The 20,715-nt window shown below is 33.3% G+C and carries 21 protein-coding genes; 9 read left to right on the top strand and 12 right to left on the bottom strand.

From position 1 onward, the window contains the following. Window positions 1-27 precede the first annotated feature (27 nt). Entirely contained in the window at window positions 28-963 is a 936-nt protein-coding gene (locus MR062_RS02115; RefSeq protein WP_242202424.1) for a glycosyltransferase family 2 protein, read from the top strand. On the opposite strand, the gene MR062_RS02110 is transcribed toward MR062_RS02115, so the two are convergent. Beyond that, a complete protein-coding gene (locus MR062_RS02110) occupies window positions 956-1,363 on the bottom strand; it encodes a sugar 3,4-ketoisomerase (RefSeq protein WP_242202423.1) in 408 nt (135 codons plus the stop codon). The genes MR062_RS02115 and MR062_RS02110 overlap by 8 nt on opposite strands. After that, on the bottom strand, window positions 1,364-2,443 hold the full coding sequence (locus MR062_RS02105; protein ID WP_242202422.1) for a glycosyltransferase: 1,080 nt from the start codon (window positions 2,441-2,443) through the stop codon (window positions 1,364-1,366). A gap of 44 nt (window positions 2,444-2,487) precedes the next feature. On the opposite strand from MR062_RS02105, the gene MR062_RS02100 reads away from it, so the two are divergent. After that, complete coding sequence (locus MR062_RS02100; protein ID WP_242202421.1) at window positions 2,488-3,624, top strand: glycosyltransferase; 1,137 nt, start codon at window positions 2,488-2,490, stop codon at window positions 3,622-3,624. 18 nt (window positions 3,625-3,642) lie between these two features. Next, complete coding sequence (locus MR062_RS02095; protein ID WP_242202420.1) at window positions 3,643-4,140, top strand: DapH/DapD/GlmU-related protein; 498 nt, start codon at window positions 3,643-3,645, stop codon at window positions 4,138-4,140. Between the two features lie 12 nt (window positions 4,141-4,152). Here the strand turns inward: MR062_RS02095 and MR062_RS02090 are convergent, their stop codons facing one another. The 7 genes from MR062_RS02090 to typA all read right to left on the bottom strand — a co-directional run bounded on the left by MR062_RS02090 (window position 4,153) and on the right by typA (window position 12,078). Further along, the gene (locus MR062_RS02090; RefSeq protein ID WP_242202419.1) at window positions 4,153-4,860 is read right to left on the bottom strand and encodes an LbetaH domain-containing protein; all 708 of its coding nucleotides are present in this window, start codon (window positions 4,858-4,860) and stop codon (window positions 4,153-4,155) included. 16 nt (window positions 4,861-4,876) lie between these two features. Continuing rightward, window positions 4,877-6,376, bottom strand: coding sequence for an oligosaccharide flippase family protein (locus MR062_RS02085; protein WP_242202418.1), 1,500 nt, complete (start codon window positions 6,374-6,376; stop codon window positions 4,877-4,879). A gap of 5 nt (window positions 6,377-6,381) precedes the next feature. Further along, entirely contained in the window at window positions 6,382-7,485 is a 1,104-nt protein-coding gene (locus MR062_RS02080) for a DegT/DnrJ/EryC1/StrS family aminotransferase (RefSeq protein ID WP_242202417.1), read from the bottom strand. Beyond that, window positions 7,482-8,477 (bottom strand): GNAT family N-acetyltransferase, encoded by a 996-nt coding sequence (locus MR062_RS02075; protein WP_242202416.1) that lies wholly within the window; start codon window positions 8,475-8,477, stop codon window positions 7,482-7,484. The genes MR062_RS02080 and MR062_RS02075 overlap by 4 nt, the downstream gene beginning before the upstream one ends. A gap of 48 nt (window positions 8,478-8,525) precedes the next feature. Continuing rightward, a complete protein-coding gene (locus tag MR062_RS02070) occupies window positions 8,526-9,827 on the bottom strand; it encodes an O-antigen translocase (protein ID WP_242202415.1) in 1,302 nt (433 codons plus the stop codon). Window positions 9,828-9,952: 125 nt separating this feature from the next. Further along, complete coding sequence (locus MR062_RS02065) at window positions 9,953-10,198, bottom strand: uroporphyrinogen decarboxylase (RefSeq protein WP_242202414.1); 246 nt, start codon at window positions 10,196-10,198, stop codon at window positions 9,953-9,955. An 80-nt stretch (window positions 10,199-10,278) separates the two neighbouring features. After that, on the bottom strand, window positions 10,279-12,078 hold the full coding sequence (gene typA / locus MR062_RS02060; protein ID WP_242202412.1) for a translational GTPase TypA: 1,800 nt from the start codon (window positions 12,076-12,078) through the stop codon (window positions 10,279-10,281). Window positions 12,079-12,400: 322 nt separating this feature from the next. On the opposite strand from typA, the gene kdsA reads away from it, so the two are divergent. After that, window positions 12,401-13,219: a 3-deoxy-8-phosphooctulonate synthase gene (gene kdsA, locus MR062_RS02055; protein WP_242202527.1), complete on the top strand. Its 819-nt coding sequence runs from the start codon at window positions 12,401-12,403 to the stop codon at window positions 13,217-13,219. Between the two features lie 12 nt (window positions 13,220-13,231). Here kdsA and MR062_RS02050 read toward each other — a convergent pair whose 3' ends face one another. Beyond that, window positions 13,232-14,215, bottom strand: a complete 984-nt coding sequence (locus MR062_RS02050) for a helix-turn-helix transcriptional regulator (protein WP_242202410.1) — start codon at window positions 14,213-14,215, stop codon at window positions 13,232-13,234. Between the two features lie 79 nt (window positions 14,216-14,294). Between MR062_RS02050 and MR062_RS02045 the strand changes: the two genes are divergently transcribed. Together MR062_RS02045 and MR062_RS02040 are read left to right on the top strand one after the other, a co-directional pair. Further along, window positions 14,295-16,631: a TonB-dependent receptor gene (locus MR062_RS02045; RefSeq protein WP_242202408.1), complete on the top strand. Its 2,337-nt coding sequence runs from the start codon at window positions 14,295-14,297 to the stop codon at window positions 16,629-16,631. A 98-nt stretch (window positions 16,632-16,729) separates the two neighbouring features. Continuing rightward, window positions 16,730-17,446: a DUF4198 domain-containing protein gene (locus MR062_RS02040; protein WP_242202407.1), complete on the top strand. Its 717-nt coding sequence runs from the start codon at window positions 16,730-16,732 to the stop codon at window positions 17,444-17,446. A 52-nt stretch (window positions 17,447-17,498) separates the two neighbouring features. Here MR062_RS02040 and MR062_RS02035 read toward each other — a convergent pair whose 3' ends face one another. Further along, entirely contained in the window at window positions 17,499-17,750 is a 252-nt protein-coding gene (locus tag MR062_RS02035) for a hypothetical protein (protein ID WP_242202405.1), read from the bottom strand. A gap of 41 nt (window positions 17,751-17,791) precedes the next feature. On the opposite strand from MR062_RS02035, the gene MR062_RS02030 reads away from it, so the two are divergent. Next, complete coding sequence (locus MR062_RS02030) at window positions 17,792-18,091, top strand: hypothetical protein (protein ID WP_242202403.1); 300 nt, start codon at window positions 17,792-17,794, stop codon at window positions 18,089-18,091. 4 nt (window positions 18,092-18,095) lie between these two features. Next, window positions 18,096-19,640, top strand: coding sequence for a PepSY-associated TM helix domain-containing protein (locus tag MR062_RS02025; protein ID WP_242202402.1), 1,545 nt, complete (start codon window positions 18,096-18,098; stop codon window positions 19,638-19,640). On the opposite strand, the gene MR062_RS02020 is transcribed toward MR062_RS02025, so the two are convergent. Beyond that, window positions 19,633-20,001, bottom strand: a complete 369-nt coding sequence (locus tag MR062_RS02020; RefSeq protein WP_242202400.1) for a DUF1801 domain-containing protein — start codon at window positions 19,999-20,001, stop codon at window positions 19,633-19,635. The two genes, MR062_RS02025 and MR062_RS02020, sit on opposite strands and share 8 nt — an antisense overlap. Window positions 20,002-20,104: 103 nt before the next feature. On the opposite strand from MR062_RS02020, the gene MR062_RS02015 reads away from it, so the two are divergent. Further along, the gene (locus tag MR062_RS02015; protein WP_242202398.1) at window positions 20,105-20,710 is read left to right on the top strand and encodes a hypothetical protein; all 606 of its coding nucleotides are present in this window, start codon (window positions 20,105-20,107) and stop codon (window positions 20,708-20,710) included. Window positions 20,711-20,715: the final 5 nt, after the last annotated feature.

Raw genomic sequence — 20,715 nt, 5'->3', positions numbered from 1 at the left:
TTATTTTTGCTAAATAAGCCATGATTTATGCCGTTTTTTTCTGTAATTATACCACTTTACAACAAAGAAGATTATATCGCAGACACATTAAACAGTGTACTTAACCAGTCGTTTCAGGATTTTGAAGTGATTATTGTTAATGATGGGAGTACGGATGGGAGTTTGGACGTGGTTTCTGGGTTTGAGGACCATAGAATAATTGTACTAAATCAAGATAATCTAGGGTTGTCGGCAGCAAGGAATAATGGCATTAAGATATCATCTGGATTGGTAATCGCCCTATTGGATGCAGACGATATTTGGCTGACCTATTACCTATCTTCTATTAAACATCTGCACGACACTTTTCCAAAAGCTGCTATTTATGGTACGGATTATATAGAAAAATATTCAGACAAGCATAAATTTGAACCTTCAAAAAACATCTCACGAAGGCTTAAAAATAAGTCGTTCATTATCGACGACTTCTTTTTAGCAAACCTCAACCACCCCATTGTATGCCCTAGTAGCATGTGTTTCAAAAAAAGTAGCTTTAATAACCATGAGATTTTTGATGTTGCCATAACTTATGCTGAGGATGTCGCTTTTTACCTTGAGTATTGCCCAAATATGAAAGTAGCTTATTCCTATAAAGCCTTGATAGAAAAAAATTGTGATGTCCCTGGTCAAATGACCAGGACGAATATTTCAACAAAAAGACTTCCCAATTTAGATGACTATGAATTTCAAGCAAAAAGTAACTTATCTTTAAAAAAGTATTTGGACCAATACCGATATGTTTTTTCCCATTTGTATAAGCTCGAAGGAAACCGAAAACAAGCAAAGGAAGTTTTAAAGAATATTGATTATGGCAATTTAAGTATTAAGCAGCTTTTTCTTTTAAAAATCCCTAGGGTTATTACAGTATTATTAAACAAAGTAAAATTAATACTTTTAAAAATTAACATTAGGGTTTCTACTTAGTTTTTAAAGCTACAAACTTATTATAATCCCTAATATAATCATCTTCAGAGTAAACATCTGAAGCTAGAACTAAACAAACTGCACCAGAAGAAAAATTCTCAAGTTCACGCCATATTCCATTTGGTATAAGCAATCCTTTATCAGGTTTATTTAGTGTTACGATTGTTTCGTTTAACCCATCTTTTAACAAGACATTAAAGCTACCACTTACCGCAATTAAAAACTCACTCTGTTTAATGTGTGAATGCCCTCCCCTTCTGGCACTACTAGGAACATCAAACAAGTAATAAACTCTCTCTACCTTATATGGCAGTGTATTATTTTCTATTACCGAAATATTGCCCCTAATATCACAGATCTTAGGTAGATCAACTATTTGAATATCATTTATGGTCTTCATTTACAAGAGTGGTTTCCAATACAAATATTGGTTTTTTAATAAATATGGTTCAAAATATTTTAAGGTATTCTCTTCCATTTCTTTGATAACAAATTTATTATCAATTAAATAATCTATCGCCTTACAAAGCTCATTAAAATCCTGATCTTCAACCAATAAACCGTTTTCCTTATGTACAATCATTTCTGACGGCCCAGAAACACAATTAAAAGCAATAACAGGAGTTTTTAATGCCAAAGACTCCAAAATAACCATTGGTAAACCTTCATGCTTACTACATAAGACTAAAAACTTAGCATTTCTTATGTAAACATAAGGGTTTTCCTTAAACCCAAAAAGCTTTACATAAGCTTCTAAATTTAAATATTTAATCAATTTAGACAAAGCCTCTCTATCCTTACCTTCTCCTAAAATATACAATTTAATCTTTTTTGAAATTAAATTAGACTGAGCATAACTTTCTATAAGTTTATCAAATTGTTTAATTTCATTATTCAACCTACCAACCGCAATTATAAAGTCTTCTTCAAAATCTTCTAGAATAGACTTTTTTGTTATCGCAACTAAATCAATAGCATTTGGTATATAGTTAATATTTTGAAAACTGTATGTATGTTCAATGTGATGTTTTATGGCTTTTGAAACACAAACTATTTGACTATTATTATATACTGTTTTAAAAAAGTTTCCCTTTGGAATATGATAGTCTAACTTATAACTGTGTATAGTATAAATTACCTTAAATCTTTTTAATATGAATTGATATAAGACATATTCCATAAACCAACGATTTCGAGTTCTGAAATCGATTATAACCTCAGGTTTATATTTCTCTAAAGTCCTTTTTAACCTAAAAATTTTTTGTATTTGCTTTAATTGTTTTAGTTTAAACTCATCTAAACCTAAATTAATAAGTATACCAGAAAACTCATAACTAACTCCATCTCTGAAACAAACTACTAATACCTTATGATTTTGATTAGCCAAAACTTTTGATAAATTGGCTGCCATTCTTTCTGCCCCACCGTGAGATAGACTGTCAACAAGAATACAAACATTTTCACCCAAGGGTTTGTTCATTATAGATAGTTATTATATTTTTCGCTAAATTAAACATTATAAGTTTGAGAATTTTATTATTTGGGGAATATAGTGGCTTATACAACTCACTAAAGGAGGGCCTTAATGCTTTGGGACATGATGTTATTTTAATTGCAAGAAAAGATGGATTCAAGGCATATAACGTTGATATTTCATTAGAAACAACCTTCTTTAAAAAAAAGATCCCAAAACTAATTAGAGGCTTAGTTTATAGGATATCACATTTTGACATAGGAGATTTTGAAGTATATTATAGATTTTTCAAAAACAAATCGTTACTCAAAAATTACGATATCGTACAAATGATAAATGTACTGCCACTCCAAATACACCCCATTATTGAAAAATTATGTCTAAAATTCATTTTTAGGAACAATCCCAAAGTCTTTCTCTCGGCCTGTGGTGATGACTATATCTATGTAAAATATTTACTTAACAGTAACCTCGAATATCATGTTTTATCTCCTTATATTAAAAATAAAAAATTAAAGAATCATTATAAATATGTTTTAAAATATACGCTTCCAAGTAGGATAAAACTACACAAATATGTTTTTAAAAATGTTGCAGCCATTATCCCTACCGATTTTGACTATGTTATGGCTTACAGGAATTGTGCAAAAGCATTACCTTTAATTCCAAATCCAATAAACATTGAAAAACTCAATTATATAGAACCTAATTTATCTGACAAAATCATCATTTTTCATGGAATAAATAGAGTGAACTATATAAAGAAAGGGAATGACATTTTTGAAGATGCATTAAGAATACTTTTAAAAAAGCATGCTTCTAAGTTAAAAGTTATAACTACATGCAGCCTGCCTTATTCTGAATATATTAATAGTTACAATGAAGCACATATTTTATTAGACCAAATTTATGCTTACGATCAAGGTTACAATGCTTTAGAAGCTATGGCTAAAGGCAAAGTTGTATTTACCGGTGCTGGACAGGAATGGCTAAATCATTATAATTTAAATGAAGATACTGTAGCTATAAACGCTTTGCCAGACAGTAACAAAATTGCAGAAAAATTAGAATGGCTTGTACTAAACCCTGATGAAATTAAAAAAATTTCTAAAAATGCCAGACAGTTTATTGAAAAAGAGCATGATTATATTAATATTGTAAAGTTATATTTAAAAACTTGGAGCTAGACATTCATATAAAAAGAAATGAACAATACCAGTATAATATCTAAAAAAGCTAAAATTGGAAAGAACGTTAAAATTGGTTCATTCTGCATAATAGAAGATGATGTTGTGATTGGAGATAACACAATAATAAAAAACTATGTAGAGTTACGAGAAAAAACCAAAATTGGGAAAAATTGCTATATAGATTCCAGAGTTTCATCATCGGGAGATTGTACTATTGGAAACAATGTTACAATTCGCTATGATAGCATTTTAGCAAGAGGTCTAAAAATTGGAGATAATTCTTACATATGCCCTAGAGTCATGACAAATAACTTAGACACCAACAAACAACAAATAGGAGGAGCTAATATTGGAGAAAATGTTTTTATTGGAACAAACTGTGTCTTACATCATGGAATAACAATTGGAAAAAACAGCATTTTAGGGGCTTTAGCTTATATAAATAAAGACATTCCAGACAATGAAATATGGTTTGGAAACCCTGCAAAGTATCACAAAACAATTGAGAGATGATTTTTAGGATTATTATACAAATACCCTTTTAGCTTTTTTAAGCATCTCTTTTTCTATTTCCCAATCTCTAGCATAATTATTCTTAATAAGTTTTGCTGGAATACCTCCTATTAAAATATTGTTTCCCAGTCTTGTATAATCTTTATTACAAACACTATTTGATGCAACAACACAATGGTCTGGGGTTATAGTATTTGGCATGATAGAAACTCTATTAGAAATCGCATTATAATTTCCAATTTTAATAGGTGAACTTAAAGGGTAGTATTCTCCTGTTTTTGTATTTTTCATAGGATGTGAATTCGTATCTATTATTTGTGACTCATAACCTATTCCGGCCCAATTTCCAATAATGATTTTATTAGTACAAATAAGTTTAACATTAGATCCCAAACATCCCATAAACCCAAATTCACAATACGCATCTTTATCAACACATAAAAAAACATCCTTCCCAAAATGTGCATGCCCCTTAAACACAAGTTTACCATTTAAAATCAACTGTGCTATCCTTTTACTTCTGGTCATTTTTTCAAACTCCTGTCCGAATCCAATCATTCCTGTTTTTATTGGTGCATCAATAATAATTTCTCCAGAAAGCTCTTTAAAATTTACACTTCCATAAAAAAAAACAGGAAGTTTCCTTGCTATTTTAAAGGGAAACATCTTCATGTTGAAATATATAGTTTTAATCCAATTAATGGATAAAACTAATTTCAAACGCCTTTTTACGCCCTTAATCTTCACTCTTTTTATTTTTTATCTTAAATAACTTCTTTATTACAACTTCAATATTTATTACTTTTTTAAATTCAGAAAAAACAAAAACAATAGAACATAAAAAAATAAATATTATTACAAAAAAACGAATAGCATTATAAGCTATTAAAGTTCCTAAATAAGACAGCACACAAAATATAATACATATTAAGAACTTTTTATAGAAAACCATTTTCAAGGTAATTCCATAAAGATATACTGTTATAATCTTCAATAACACAAAATGAATAATGTAATACACTAGCAATCCCAGTCCTAAGCCAGTCAATCCTCCAAGAGTATATGATAAAATACAAATTGAAAACATTAGTATATTAAAAAATATTGATGTTTTAATAAAAATTTTAGAATCTCCCTTTGCAATAATAACATAACCTAAAGAAAACGAAACAGCTTTAAACAATGCTCCTAAGACACCAAACACAACCAATCCAGTAATAATGATAAATTGTTTAGTATATAATAACTTAATTATAAAAGGAGAAAATGCAATAAAAAGTACTATTAATGGGGTTATTAAAAGTATTGCTACCTCTGCCTGTTCATTGACAACATCTTTAATTAAGCTATTGTTTTTATTAATAGCCGAAAGTCTCGGAAAATAGTCAGTTCCCATAGCATTAAACACTATCCCTAAATAAGAATTAATAATAATTATCCCAGCATTATAAAAACCTACGCTTTCAACACCACTATAATTTCTTATATAAATTTGAATTAACCACAATATTAAAGTCATAAAAAGTGAGGTAAAACTCATTGTAGCACCTAAAGAGAGCATTGTTTTACTCCTATGCATCACTTTGCTAAATCTCATTTTTATTGACTTATAGGCATTACTCTTAGAATAAAAAGAGAAAACCATGTACGTTAAAACAAAACTTAATATGATGGATGGAACAATTCCTCTAATATTATAAAAATAATATAACGGTACAGACACTATTAGTCCTATAGTACTTGCCAACAAATTAGCCTTAGCTAATTTCCCTAGTTGTTGAGTTCCTTGCAATATGGCTTTTTTTCCATGACTAAGCTGATTAATCAATATAGCTATTGACAACCATAAAAATTCTATTGTGTAATCAGAATTCCCAAAAGTCCAAATACTCAATTTTTTTGAAAATAGCAAAGTAAGAACGGCTCCTATAATACCAGTAATCCAAATAACCTTATTCAAGACATTAATAAAAACAACTACTTCAGTCTTGTTTTTCTTTGAATTATACTGAGAAATCTCTCTTACTGCACTAGTATCTAAACCTAACTTTGTTAAATCAACAATAAGATTTACCGTAGAAGAAAACAAACTTAAAACACCAAATCCATTAGCTCCAATTAAAACTGTAACCACCTTAGTTTTTATAGCAGACAATAGAATGTTAAAAACTTGAACCCCTCCAAACAAGGAGGTAGATTTCAAAATTTGTCCATAAGAGTTGGTTTTCTTTTCCAATCTTGCTAAAATTCAGATAAAACTTTCACCACGCTTTTCACCTCTTCTTTTTCCATTATTGGACTTATGGGCAAGCTTAAAACCTCGTTATGAATCTGCTCTGTAATAGACAGTTTTAATCCATTCCACTCTTGGTAAGCCTTTTGCTTATGAATAGGCATAGGATAATGAATATAGCTTTCTATACCATTTCTATAAAGATGCTCTTTTAACGCATCTCTTTTTTTACTGCGAATGACGTATAGGTGATACACATGCCCATAAAAATCTTCAGGACAATTGGGAAGTAAAATGTTTTCATTTTGTATAGCTACAAAATATCTTCTAGCGATGCTTCTTCTTTTTTTATTATCATCCTCCAAGTTCTTTAACTTTACTCTCAAAAAAGCTGCTTGGATTTCATCTAATCTACAATTGCTACCTTTTATGTCATTTTTATAAGCAGAAGTTCTTCCATAATGCCTCAATCTCAAAATAATCTCTGCCAATTCTTGGTTATTTGTAGTAACTGCCCCTGCATCACCTAACGCTCCTAAATTTTTAGTAGGATAAAAACTAAATGCTGCAGCATCTGAAACATTGCCTGCTTTACGTCCATCAAAAAAAGTTGCTCCGTGCGCTTGAGCCGCATCTTCAATTAACAATAAACCAAACTCTTTTGAAATTTTTTCCAATCTTTCAACATCATACAAACGACCATATAAATGCACTCCTAAAATCGCTCTGGTTTTAGAAGTTATTACTTTTTCTATTTGAGCAGGGTCAATATTAAAAGTTTCAATATCAGGTTCCACCAAAATGGGCTTCAACCCTGAATTACTAACAGATAAAACTGTAGCAATATAAGTATTGGCAGGTACAATAACCTCATCACCCACTCTAATTTTACCCATAATTTTATAGGCTTCAAAAATAAGTTCCAAAGCATCCAACCCATTACTTGTACCAACACAATAATCTGTACCACAATAGCTTGCGAATTCCTTTTCAAAATTCGACACTTGTGTTCCCAAAATATAACTACCTGAATCTAAAAACTCATGAAACGCTGTCTTTAATTCATTTTCAAATCTTGAATTTAATTTAAGTAAGTCCAAAAACTTTATCATGGCAAGACCGCATTTAAGTTTTTATAATTTGCAATCGAAACACTATAAAAATCTTGGGTAATAGTTCTAGCCCCAAAACCTTCTTTCCAATATTGCAAACCACTATTAATATATTTACCATTATTTTCATTGGACGAACCAAAATCGAAATATGCCTTATCTGCAAAAACATTTTTAATTAAATGGCCAAAAAGAAAATCCAAGCTCCCTAGTTGATTACTATCTGAATTACCTGAAATATATTGGCAATGGGCTACATTCTTTGTCTCAAAAATTGTTGTTCCAGCTACAATTTCACCCCTATGATATACATTAAATTGCCTTATGTTATTTGGAAATCTACTCCTTAACAATATTATTTCATCAAGTGAATGAACTGGTAAAGCGTTATATTTAGCCTTCAAATTAGGGATCAAAATCATATTCCAAAAGGCATCAAAATTAGTTTCTTCAACAATCTTTAAATCATGTTTAACCCCTCTTTTGTAACCTTCTATCCTATTTCTCGACATTTTGATTGTCTCTTTTTGATTGATTACAGAAAGTGTATCTCGCTTTATTAAAATACCTTCGAGTAAAAACATGATATAATCTATTTCGTTATTGGGTACACTACTGTAAATTGAAGGTAAACACTTTATTTCTAATTTTTTATAGCTCTTTCTGCTCAAATATTCCAAAATGGCCGAAAATATATTTAAAGCATCATTAAACTTAATGTCTTTTTTTAAAACCAAACCGCCATAAGTTAATCCTTGGTGCGAATAAACAGTTAATCCCGAAACATTTGCAGGCAATACTGCTATTAACACCTCTTTCTTGAAAATCATTAAGGAAAAATCTTCAAACCTATCGCTATGATATTCCATAAAGTCTCTATGAAATAAAAAAGTAGCATTCTTAGCTTGGAAAACAAAGCTATTCCATTGATGGTAATAGACTTCACTATATTTTACTACTTTATAATCATTTGACACATTAGACTTTTCCATCAACAATTAAAGATTGGATCTACTTAAACAAAAAGGCCATCAACGCTGCTACTCCACCTTCTCATTGACCACCCCAAACAACGAACTTCCGAATATAAGCAATATCATACCAAAATACATTAAATAACTCACCAAATGACCTATAACGGCGCCTTCAACACCAAATAATTTTATAAAATAAATGCTGGTAACATATAAAATGATAACCAAAAAAGCTTCGGTTACAATGTAGTGCCAAAACATTTTCTTGGCCAAAAATTGATAGGCTATTACCGTCGATAGTACTTTTACCAAATCCCCCAACAGCTGCCAAATAAACAAATCTTCAACAGGCTCAAATTCTTCAGAAAAAACAAAAGCCACAATAAAAGACCTTAGCAGGTAAATAATGGCCAGACCCAAAACAAAAATGGGGATTATAGCCTTATAAAAACTAAATACTTCTTTTCTAAATTCCTTTACGGTATCAATCTCGGCAAATCTTGGCAATATATAAAGGGTCATAAGCGAGGTGACCAACATCAAGTAATATTTTGAAATTCGGGTCATGGCTTCCCAAAACCCTGCATCCTTATAACTGATATTCTCTATAATGTAAGATCTTATCGCTATAAAAACCAATGGTAAGATGATGGCTGAAAATAACGCCATTATGGAATACGGACTTAGTTTTTTTATAAACCCAAAACTAATTTGCTTTACCTGAATTAAATTAGACAAACTACGCCTATTAATAATCCCTACCAACGTAATTAAAAATATTAAGGCTTCTGCTATTGCCACAGAAATTAAAGCCCCATCTATTCGCTTTTGATAAATTAAAATTAATGCAATAGACAAGCCTAAAATTTGCCCTATAATGTTAATGACTATTAAGTTCTTGTACTTAGCAAACCCATTCATTATAGAGAATGAAAACATGTTTAATGCATAAAATGGGAGCACAATGGCAAAAATCCTTATCACATAGGTATAGTCATTATAGTCTGGAAAAATTAGGTCATTAATATGTCCTGCAAAAAAATAACACAGGAAAGCCATTAAGATCGTGGCAACAAAACCTAAGTAAAATACGGTTGAAATGACCTTAGCTAACTTCAGGACATCTTCCTTAAAATCGGCTATATATTTTACCGCTCCGTTATAGAGTCCCAAAATTGAAATGGACTGAATAGAACTTGTGAAATTTCTCAAGTTACCTATAAGTGCAAGGCCTTCAGCCCCTATAAACACTGCAATAGCCTTAGAAGTCAAAATCCCAGAAATAATCTTCACTAAAACCGAGACCGTTTTTAAAGATGTAATTTTAACTAAAACTTCACTGTTTATGTACGCTAATAATTTTTTCAATTATGTTGAATTAGCCTTTTTTATAAATTTAAAACTTAAAACTTTTGCAAGAATTTACCCCTCTTTAACGAACCAAATATACAAATCGTTTAAGTAACTGTAAGTTGCAAAAGAGATTTATTCCTTTAATTACCTAAGTTCTTTTGTAATAGATAATAAAGATTAACCGAAAAAATCGCTGCATTGGCTATTATTATGGGCAAACCTATCCTAAACGAAGGCATTAAAAAACCATATAGAATAAACAAAATACATCCCATCATATTGATAAGGCGTAACTTTTTAATGGTTTTCATTGTAAACGACAGCAACACCATTAAGGATGCCAAATAACCTATACACTCCAAACCTGTAATGCCAAACAACTCCATATACCAATATTAACAAAAAAAAAGAGAAATCCTGTTTAGAATTTCTCTTTTAATATCTATTTCATCAATCTATATAGCTTTTAAATCGCTTTATTTCGTTTGCGCTCAACTTCTGTTAACAATATTTTACGCAAACGTATATGGTTTGGGGTTACCTCAACATATTCATCCTTTTGAATGTATTCTAAAGCTTCTTCTAAGGAGAATTTTATAGCCGGTACAATTTTAGCTTTATCGTCTGCTCCTGCAGAGCGAACATTGCTTAACTTTTTGGTTTTGGTAACGTTCACCACCATATCGTCTCCCCTAGAGTTTTCACCAATAACCTGACCTTCATATATATCTTCTCCCGGGTCGATAAAAAACTTACCACGCTCTTGCAATTTATCTATTGAGTAAGGAATGGCCTGTCCGTTTTCCATAGACACCAAACTACCATTTTGGCGTTCTGGTATACCTCCTTTTAATGGCTGATATTCCTTGAAACGATGTGCCATTATAGCCTCTCCAGCAGTAGCAGTCAACAATTGGTTTCTCAATCCTATAATACCTCGTGAAGGCACAATAAATTCACATACCATACGGTCGCCCTTAGCTTCCATACTTATCATCTCCCCTTTTCGTAAAGTCACCATTTCAATAGCTTTGCCTGACACTTCTTCCGGCAAATCTATAGTCATTTCCTCTACAGGTTCACATTTAACACCATCTACCTCTTTTATAATAACCTGTGGCTGTCCAATTTGCAATTCGTAACCCTCACGACGCATGGTTTCGATTAAAACCGATAAATGCAGAACACCACGGCCAAACACCATAAACTTATCGGCACTATTGGTTTCCTCAACACGTAAAGCTAAGTTTTTCTCCAGCTCTTTGGTCAACCGTTCTTTAATATGGCGTGAAGTCACATATTTACCATCTTTACCAAAAAACGGCGAATCGTTAATGGTAAACAACATACTCATGGTTGGCTCGTCTATAGCAATCGTTTTTAAGCCTTCAGGAGTTTCCCAATCGGCAATAGTATCGCCAATTTCAAAACCTTCCAAACCAACGACAGCACAAATATCACCAGCTAAAACTTCTTCAACTTTTTTACGTCCTAAACCTTCAAAGGTATGTAGCTCCTTAATCTTGGATTTTACAACATTACCATTGCGTTTTACCAACGAAATATTTTGCCCTACTTTTAACTCGCCTCTGGTTAAACGCCCTATAGCAATTCGACCTGTAAAAGAAGAGTAATCCAACGACGTAATCAACATTTGCGTGGTTCCTGAAGCTATTGTGGGTGAAGGAATATGTTCAATTACCATATCCAACAACGGCTCAATATTTTCGGTTTGGTTTTTCCAATCCTCACTCATCCAATTGTTTTTTGCCGAACCATAAACGGTTGGAAAATCCAATTGCCATTCTTCTGCCCCCAATTCAAACATTAAATCGAACACTTTTTCATGTACCTCATCTGGGGTACAGTTCTCTTTATCCACCTTATTGATAACCACACAAGGCTTTAGCCCTAAATCGATCGCTTTTTGCAATACGAATCGAGTTTGTGGCATAGGGCCTTCAAAAGCATCGACCAATAATAAAACACCATCGGCCATATTAAGTACACGCTCAACCTCTCCTCCAAAATCGGCGTGACCAGGGGTGTCAATAATGTTAATTTTTGTGTCCCTATAGGTAACCGAAACGTTCTTTGAGGTAATGGTAATACCACGCTCTCGTTCTAAATCGTTGTTATCTAAAATTAAGTCACCTGTATTTTCGTTTTCACGAAACAACTGACAATGGTACATAATCTTATCAACCAAGGTTGTTTTTCCGTGGTCTACGTGTGCAATGATTGCAATGTTTTTAATATTAGCCATACTACATGCCTTATTTTAAGCGTGCAAAGGTACGCTATATTTTAACACGCTGGTTAATTATTGTCACAATTCGATAATTAATTTTAATATTTTGCAAATCAGAACCTTATTGACATTTATTGGTTTTTTAAGGCTTCTTCACTTCGAATAAACGCTATGGCCTCGATAAGCTTAGTACAGGAATGTCATGCCCAATTATCCTTCATCAATTGGCTAACTAATTATTAATAGATATTCCATAATTTATGTTATAAAAAAACAGCTTAAAAAAGAAGCTTATAATATGTATCTTTGCAGCAAAATTGTGAAACACATTACATCAATGAAGCTTCAAGACATCCCTAAACTAAAACACATCAATTCTAATAATTTTTTCTTATTGGCTGGCCCTTGTGCTATCGAAGGTGAGGACATGGCCTTGCGTATTGCCGAAAAGGTGGTAACCATAACCAACAAACTTGAGATCCCTTATGTGTTTAAAGGCAGTTTTAAAAAGGCCAACAGGAGCAGGATTGATAGTTTTACAGGTATAGGCGATGAAAAGGCCTTGAAAATCCTAAAAAAGGTTTCGGAGACTTTTGATGTTCCAACGGTAACCGATATCCACGAAGTTTCTGATGCCGATTTTGCAGCACAATATGTTGATGTGTTACAGATTCCTGCCTTTTTGGTGCGTCAAACCGATTTGGTGGTTGCAGCCGCTAAAACCGGAAAAGTGGTCAATCTAAAAAAAGGACAGTTTATGAGCCCAGAGGCCATGAAACATGCCGTACAAAAAGTAAAAGATGCTGGTAATGAGAAAGCATGGATAACCGATCGAGGCACTATGTTTGGCTACCAAGATATGATTGTCGATTTTCGTGGCATTCCTACCATGCGCCAATACGCTCCAACCGTTTTAGATGTCACCCACTCTTTACAACAACCCAACCAAACCATTGGTGTAACGGGAGGTAGACCGGATATGATTGAAACCATTGCCCGAGCTGGTGTAGTGAACCATGTGGACGGCCTCTTTATTGAAACCCATTTCGATCCCGCCAATGCGAAAAGTGACGGTGCTAACATGTTACACTTGGACAATTTGGAACAACTACTCACAAATTTAGTTGCTATTAGAAAAACGATAAACTCGCTTTAATCTATTATTACATTATAGTTTTGACCTATAGGCTTTAGGTGTTTCATTAAAAACACGTTTAAAGGCAGCACTAAAATGAGTGGCATTTTTATAGCCAACCGCTTCGGCTATTTCGTAAATAGGGATCTCAGTATTTTTTAATAAGGTCTTGGCCTTTTTCATTTTTTGGTTTAAAAAGTATTGATTGATTGTACAGTTGAAAACCCGTTTGAATTCCAGTTTCAAAATATTTTCACTTACTCCTACTTCTTCAGACAATTCCCTTATTGAATAGTTTTCACTTAAATTATCCTTTAAGTACTGTTTTAACAAAAACATTTTATTCATAAGCTTTTTATCCTTATTGTTAACCTTATGCATTAGCTTATAATTGCCCATTTGTAATGCAATGACCTCTAACACCTTTGCTTCTAAGAATAATCTTTTTACTAAGCCATCACCATGCTCACTTTCCAATATTTCCAAAGCAGCATAGAGACTTGGCGTGGTGGGCAGCATAAGCTTTTTGTCCGTAATGCTTTTAAATTCTGATTTCTCCATAAAACCATACTTTTTCAAAAAGAATTGAGGGACAATTATTTTTACTACTTTATAAGCTTTATTGTTATACATTTTTAACCCACCCCTAAACCGTTCTATATAAGCCATAAACGATTCATTTTCTACATAAGGCCTTTCTTCTGCCACATCTCCTATTTTAAGCAACATTTCCCCTTTAATTAAAAACGACAAATACAATGCATTAACATCAATTTCATTAAAAAAAACAAAGTTGTCATGAAGAACTAAATTACTTATAGAAATGGTAACACCTTCAAAATGCAGTTCGACAACATGCCCTTTTCCATATTCAGGTAAAACCGAATATGCTACTTGTAACAGTCCGCAACGCTCATTGCGACTAACTTCCCTACATAAATGATCTTTTAACCTTAAATGCTGTCCTGTTAAATCTATCGCCTTAAAATTGTGCTTTTCACGTCTTTTTTTCTTCAAATCGCGTCATTTATTAATTGGAAAACCATCATATTTTTGCGCTTTATATTTATTTAGACTAATTATAAATAGCAAACTTATGATAAAAAAATTAATCCTACTAACATCTTTTCTTTTTTCAGCATTGATTACTTACGGGCAGTATGGAAGTCTAAAAGGTAAGGTTGTTTCAAACCAACAAAAGGCCCTAGAATATGTAAATGTATCTTTATTAAATACGCAGTATGGAACATTCACAAACAGTCATGGAAATTTTATATTAAACGATATAATAGCTGGTGAATACCAACTTAATGTATCGTATGTGGGTTACAAACCCCAAAAAATAATACTTACCGTAAAAAACAATGAAACAACAAGCCTACCTACTATTGTTTTAATTGATGATGAAGAACAATTAACCGAAGTTTTAGTTAACGGGCACGCTAATAAAAATGTAGAACGCCAAACCTCACCTTCTCTTCGTCTTAAAGGAGAAATCGTTAAACTCCCCCAAAACATTCAGGTTATTAATAAAGACTTACTCATTGATCAACAGGTAACGAGTATTATGGATGGTCTTATAAAAAATGTAAGCGGGGTTTCAATGCTAGAACATTGGGGGCACTTTGCCCGTGTAAACATGAGGGGGTTTAGGTTACCTGCATTTAGAAATGGCGTTAACGTTCAAGACAGCTGGGGACCACTATCTGAAGATATGAATACCGTAGAACGCATTGAATTTGTTAAGGGCCCAGCTGGTTTTATGATGTCTGCTGGTGAACCCGGAGGTTTTTATAATGTAGTCACCAAAAAACCAACAGATGAAGCTATAGCCCAGATATCATTAACGGGTGGAAGTTTTGACTTCTACAGGGCTACTATTGACCTTGGTGGAAAATTAGCTAAAGACGGGAAGTTACTTTACCGCTTAAATGGCATGTATCAAACCGCAGACACCCATAGAGGTAATGAAGATACGGAACGTTTTGGATTTGCCCCAGCCCTCACCTATAACATATCCGATAAAACCTCAATAACTACCGAGTTGAATTTACAACAAGCCGAAAGCTTTATAGGTTCAGCCTATGTTTTTGCTCCTGTTAACGATGGCTATGGAAGTCTGGATAGAGACTTTAAATTTACGGACGATAATTACCCTGTGACAGATATTCAAGAAATAACCTTATTTGCCAATATAAACCATAGGTTTAATAAGAATTGGAGTTTAGAGTCCCAGTTAGCCTATTTAAGATACGATCAAGAAGGGAATTCTACATGGCTTTGGAGTTTTGGTAACAATGGGGACGCTACACGTTATGCAAGTATTTGGGATGCCCTTTCTATTGGAAAATATGTTCAGACCTACCTTAACGGAAACTTTGAAACGGTTGGTTTAAAGCACTCTATTTTGGCTGGTTTCGATTTTAGCGAAAAAGCATATTGGGCAGATTGGAGCCAAACATTTGTTATCGATACAGACCAACCTTTTAATATTTACAATCCAGCCTATGGCAATACCGAAACACCTGTGTTTAACCGATCGCTAAACCTACTGCACAGAGCCAATGTTTATAATACAGGGTTCACGGTAAGGGCTTTTTATGCACAAGATGAAATAGGCTTTTTGGATAACAAAATAAGATTGACATTGGCTGCCAGACACACCGAACTTGTTACCCTTGGCAAGACCGAAAGTGATAAAAAATTCACGCCTAGGTTTGGTCTAAGTGCAGATATCTTGCCTTCGTTGACAGTATATGCGCTTTACGACCAATCGTTTTTGGGCCAAACAGGTGTAAGCCAATCTGGTGATTATTTCGATCCTGTTGAGGCCAAAGACATTGAAGGTGGGATAAAAAAATCATTCTTCAACAATAAATTAAGAGCTTCTTTGGGAATGTACCAGATTACAAAAGAAAATATATTGGTAACAGACCCCGAAAATATAAATTTCTCCATTCAGCTAGGCGAAATTCAATCCAAAGGTATTGAGTTCGATATGCAGGGTAACATTACTCCAGAGTTAAACATCGTTCTCAATTATGCCAATACCAACGTTGAGATAACAAAAGACACCAATCCAGATAATATTGGACAGCGTATTGCCGGACACGCTAAACACATTACTAACGGATGGTTAAACTATAACTTCCACAACACCTCTATGTTTAAAGGCTTTGGAGCATCATTGGGGTACCAATATCAAGTAGACCGTTCTACATGGGCATGGGGAGCCGATAGTGAAAGCTTATTACCTAACTATTTTAGGTTAGACGGTGGACTGTCTTGGAAAAATGACAAAATAAGTGTACGTCTTAATGTTAATAACATTTTGGACGCGTACCTATACTCTGGGTCTAATTATAGCAATTACCTATACTGGCAATCTGAACCAGGTATTAATGGACGGTTGACCCTTACCTATAACTTTTAAAAATCAAGTACTATTCCATTTAAGTTTAATTTGTTTGATTTTGCAGTTCCCAAAGCATATTGGGAACTGCTTTCAGCTTTAAAAAAAAAAATCATATCATGAAAAAAACATTATTAACTCTTGCGATCATTACCTTAACCATTACAAAATCTTTTGCCCATTATTTGTGGATCGAAACCAACCCTCACGGAACAGTTGGCCAGGAACAAGACATAAAAGTATTCTTTGGCGAATACACCTATGGCATTACTGAAAAAGTAAACGGCGAAACTTTTCCAAACGTAAAGGACTTTACACTTTGGGTCATAGACGCCCAAGGAAACACTTTAAAATTACAAACAACAGCCTATAACGACTATTATTTGGCAAAATTTACGCCTACTACAAATGGCACATACACGATTGCACTAAATAACGATAATATTAATGTGATAGATTATACCCAGTATGATTTCGGAATTTTCAAAACCCACTATCATTCAGTAGCTAAAATTCAGGTTGGTGAACATCCTAATGAAACCACGGACTTTAACAAAAATGGGATAACCATAAAAGATGTTTCTAAAAACAAGGATGAAGTAAAACTACAGGTCCTATTTAAAAATAAACCACTTACAAATAATGAATTAAAAATTTTTGTTGCCGACTTATGGTCCAAAACATTAAAAACAGATGAACATGGGCATGTCACTTTTAAACTGCCTTGGAAAACTAAATATATAATTGAAACTACAACCAAAGAGGAGGTTCCTGGAACTTACAAAGGAGTAGATTATGAATTCATTTGGCATTGTGCAACCTATTCCATTTTATAAACACAATGGTTTCTACAACACTATTAACACTTTTCATGGGGTTTTACATGATCTATAACACCTCCAAAAAAGTACTGTTAAAAACACATTTCGGATTTGAAAACTGGGTTAACAAACACCCCATAAAAGGGACTTCTGTTGGTTTAATGACACTTTTACTGTCCTTTACCTTAAACTGTTTTTTATTTGGTATGGGTTCTGGCATTATATACTCCTTTATTGCTTTGATGACCTTTGGTAGCCTAATAGTTTTACTTAACCCAATAAATTTTTTAACACCAAAACCTATTATGGTTTTATACACCTTATCACTTTATCTTGAATGTTTCATTTTGAATTCGTAAAATGCCTGCAAACCCCAAATACTTATCATCAAACTGGCAACGATTTGCCAAATTTTCGGCTGGCTTTTTAGGTGGTTATTTAGTAACCATAACCCTTCATCTGGCTATGTCCTTTTGGATAAACCATGTAACCCTAATCATTACTGCTACATTTTCTGCTTTTATACTTTGGGCCGTATTAATGATTATAGCTTTTTTGGCAAGAAACGGTTGGAAAATTTGGGGCATTTACCTTTTGCTTAGTCTTCTTTTTTCAATAGTTATTTACTTGAGCAAAACATATAACCCCATTACATCCTAAAAATATGAAAAACAGAACTTACAACATCCTTTTCCATACCCATACCATAAGCGGTATTGTTATAAGTGTTGTACTATACATTATCTTCTTTGCAGGTTCCTTTTCTTTTTTTAGGGATGAAATCGTTAATTGGGAACGCAACCAATCTGTTACCATTACCGATGATATTCAACTGGATCTTAATACTGCATTAGATACTTTAAATGGGCGTTATAATTTAAACGGGCGCGATATTGAATTTAAAAAGTATTATATAGAGCAACGTGTTGGGGTCTCTATATCTGCTTCAAAAGATTCATTGGCTTCAGAAGAAGCAAAAAGAACGGATTTTTTTTATTTAGACACTAAAGCATATACCCAAAACACTTACCAAAACTCATATACTTTAGGTGAGTTTCTTTACCGCTTGCATTTCCTGGCACAAATACCTTACCCATTTGGATATTACTTATCTGGGTTTGTGGCTTTCTTTTTTTTGTTTGCCATCCTTACGGGCTTAATAATTCACTGGAAAAAAATAGTATCTAATTTTTTCTTATTTCGTCCATTTAAAAAATTAAAAACACTCTGGACCGATGCCCATACAGCTTTGGGCACCATAGGGTTACCTTTTCAGTTTGTATATGCCGTTACTGGTGCTTTCTTCATGATAAAATTATTATTGATAGCACCAAATGTTATGGTCCTGTACGATGGCGACCAAGCCAAATTTTATGAAGACCTGGGATATTCTCACCCCCATTTTGAGCTAAATGGAGAAACATTGGGTGGTAACTTCAACTTAAACGCCTATGTAGAAAGAACAAAACAAATGTGGAGTGGGTTTAATACTTCCGAAATTCATATTTCCAATTATAACGACACCAACATGCATGTGTCAATAAGTGGCCATTTAGATTATGGCTCGAAGTTTAATGGTCTAGGCGAAGCCATTTATAAGGTAAACAACAACGATCTGGTTTTTAAAAAAGACCCCACTTTAAAAACTTCATATGTAGATAGTGTTAAAAACATCCTGTATAGAATTCACTTCGCCGACTATGGTAGCTATGCACTTAAGATCCTTAGCTTTATTTTAGGGATCATTTCTTGTTTCGTCATCATTTCGGGAGTCATGATTTGGTTTGTAGCCCGTAATAAAAATAACGTCTCCTTAAAAAAAAGACTATTTAACCTTAGGGTCGTTAGGGTATATTTAGCCGTATGTTTAAGCATGTACCCCATTACAGCGGCTTCATTTATAATGGTTAAGGTGTTTCAACCGCAAACCCCATCTTTCATTTATAATTTTTACTTTATTGGTTGGTTAATGTTGGTTATATATTTTATAAGAAAAAAAGACATCGCTTTTATAAATAAATACACCCTACTATCTGGAAGTGTTCTTGGCCTTATGGTTCCTGTCGCAAATGGCTTAACGACCAAAAATTGGATTTGGAGCTCATTTGCCAATCAACAATATCAAATATGGTTTATTGACACGTTTTGGCTTATACTATCTTTTATAACGTTATGGATCTTTTTAAGGCTAAAAAAGAGTTCTAAATAAACCAAGCCTTCTTACTGTTTCGTATTCGTTCTGTTGCGGCGATTAAAAGTTCCTGAAAAAGTTCATGGTCCAAATCCTCTATGGACCTTAATTGAATGGAGCGCACTTGCTTACGCTTGTTATCATCCTTCAATATAGGAAAGTCCTTTTCCAATAAAATGCCTTGTACAAAAGCCACATCTACATAATCCCGTCCCTTTAAAATATTTAAATACAACATGGGCTTTTTGCCTATATTATAAAACGGAATTTTATAGCTATAACGCTCTACCACATCTGGCAAGGTATTTAAAATAACACTACGCACATATAGCATTATGGATTGGTACGGTTCTTTTTGATTGAAAAAATAGTTGTCCACGGGTTTCATTAAAACAAGCCTTCTTGATTCTTCAAACTTAACAAAAATTTATGATGGAAAATTAAAGAATATTTATTTACTTTGTAATTCAAAGTACTTTAATATGGAGCCAAAAGATTATTTAAAAGACATTAGCGAGATTAAGGATTTAATGAATAAATCGTCCCGCTTTATTTCATTAAGTGGTTTATCGGGTATCCTTGCTGGTATCTATGCGATTATTGGGGCGGCCATAGCCTATTACATTGTCGATAATTCGGTAAGGGGCTATTTAATTTTGGATGGCACTATTTTTAAAATATGTGTTTTTATACTCTTTATGGTAGCCCTACTTAGTATTATTACAGGTATTGCACTAACCACCAAAAAGGCTAAAAAACACGGTGCAAAAATTTGGGACAGTACCTCGCGTAGGTTGGTCATTAATTTTTTAATCCCATTGGTTGCTGGTGGCCTGTACCTCTTAATAATCTTAGGCCAACAAAAATATGGACAAACGGCAGCGCTTATGCTTATCTTTTATGGACTGGCGTTGATAAATGCTTCAAAATACAGCATTGGCGATATTAGGTATTTAGGAGTTATTGAAATACTTTTGGGGTTAATATGTGCCCTGTTTCCTGGCTACGGATTTTGGCTTTGGGTATTGGGATTTGGGGTAATGCATATTGTATATGGTACAGTCATGCATTTTAAATATGACAGATAGCTGGA

Origin of the sequence: Aestuariivivens insulae, assembly GCF_022662195.1 — a bacterium.
GTDB lineage: Bacteria > Bacteroidota > Bacteroidia > Flavobacteriales > Flavobacteriaceae > Aestuariivivens > Aestuariivivens insulae.
Note: the sequence above shows the minus strand (reverse complement) of the source record. Positions and strands in the feature narration are given on the sequence as shown.

Excerpts from the sequence above, each read along its gene's own strand:
- MR062_RS02115 (WP_242202424.1), top strand. The coding sequence starts at position 28 with ATGCCGTTTTTTTCTGTAATTATACCACTTTACAACAAAGAAGATTAT.
- MR062_RS02110 (WP_242202423.1), bottom strand. The coding sequence starts at position 1,363 with ATGAAGACCATAAATGATATTCAAATAGTTGATCTACCTAAGATCTGT.
- MR062_RS02105 (WP_242202422.1), bottom strand. The coding sequence starts at position 2,443 with ATGAACAAACCCTTGGGTGAAAATGTTTGTATTCTTGTTGACAGTCTA.
- MR062_RS02095 (WP_242202420.1), top strand. The coding sequence starts at position 3,643 with ATGAACAATACCAGTATAATATCTAAAAAAGCTAAAATTGGAAAGAAC.
- MR062_RS02080 (WP_242202417.1), bottom strand. The coding sequence starts at position 7,485 with ATGATAAAGTTTTTGGACTTACTTAAATTAAATTCAAGATTTGAAAAT.
- MR062_RS02075 (WP_242202416.1), bottom strand. The coding sequence starts at position 8,477 with ATGGAAAAGTCTAATGTGTCAAATGATTATAAAGTAGTAAAATATAGT.
- MR062_RS02065 (WP_242202414.1), bottom strand. The coding sequence starts at position 10,198 with ATGGAGTTGTTTGGCATTACAGGTTTGGAGTGTATAGGTTATTTGGCA.
- typA (WP_242202412.1), bottom strand. The coding sequence starts at position 12,078 with ATGGCTAATATTAAAAACATTGCAATCATTGCACACGTAGACCACGGA.
- kdsA (WP_242202527.1), top strand. The coding sequence starts at position 12,401 with ATGAAGCTTCAAGACATCCCTAAACTAAAACACATCAATTCTAATAAT.
- MR062_RS02045 (WP_242202408.1), top strand. The coding sequence starts at position 14,295 with ATGATAAAAAAATTAATCCTACTAACATCTTTTCTTTTTTCAGCATTG.
- MR062_RS02040 (WP_242202407.1), top strand. The coding sequence starts at position 16,730 with ATGAAAAAAACATTATTAACTCTTGCGATCATTACCTTAACCATTACA.
- MR062_RS02030 (WP_242202403.1), top strand. The coding sequence starts at position 17,792 with ATGCCTGCAAACCCCAAATACTTATCATCAAACTGGCAACGATTTGCC.
- MR062_RS02025 (WP_242202402.1), top strand. The coding sequence starts at position 18,096 with ATGAAAAACAGAACTTACAACATCCTTTTCCATACCCATACCATAAGC.
- MR062_RS02015 (WP_242202398.1), top strand. The coding sequence starts at position 20,105 with ATGGAGCCAAAAGATTATTTAAAAGACATTAGCGAGATTAAGGATTTA.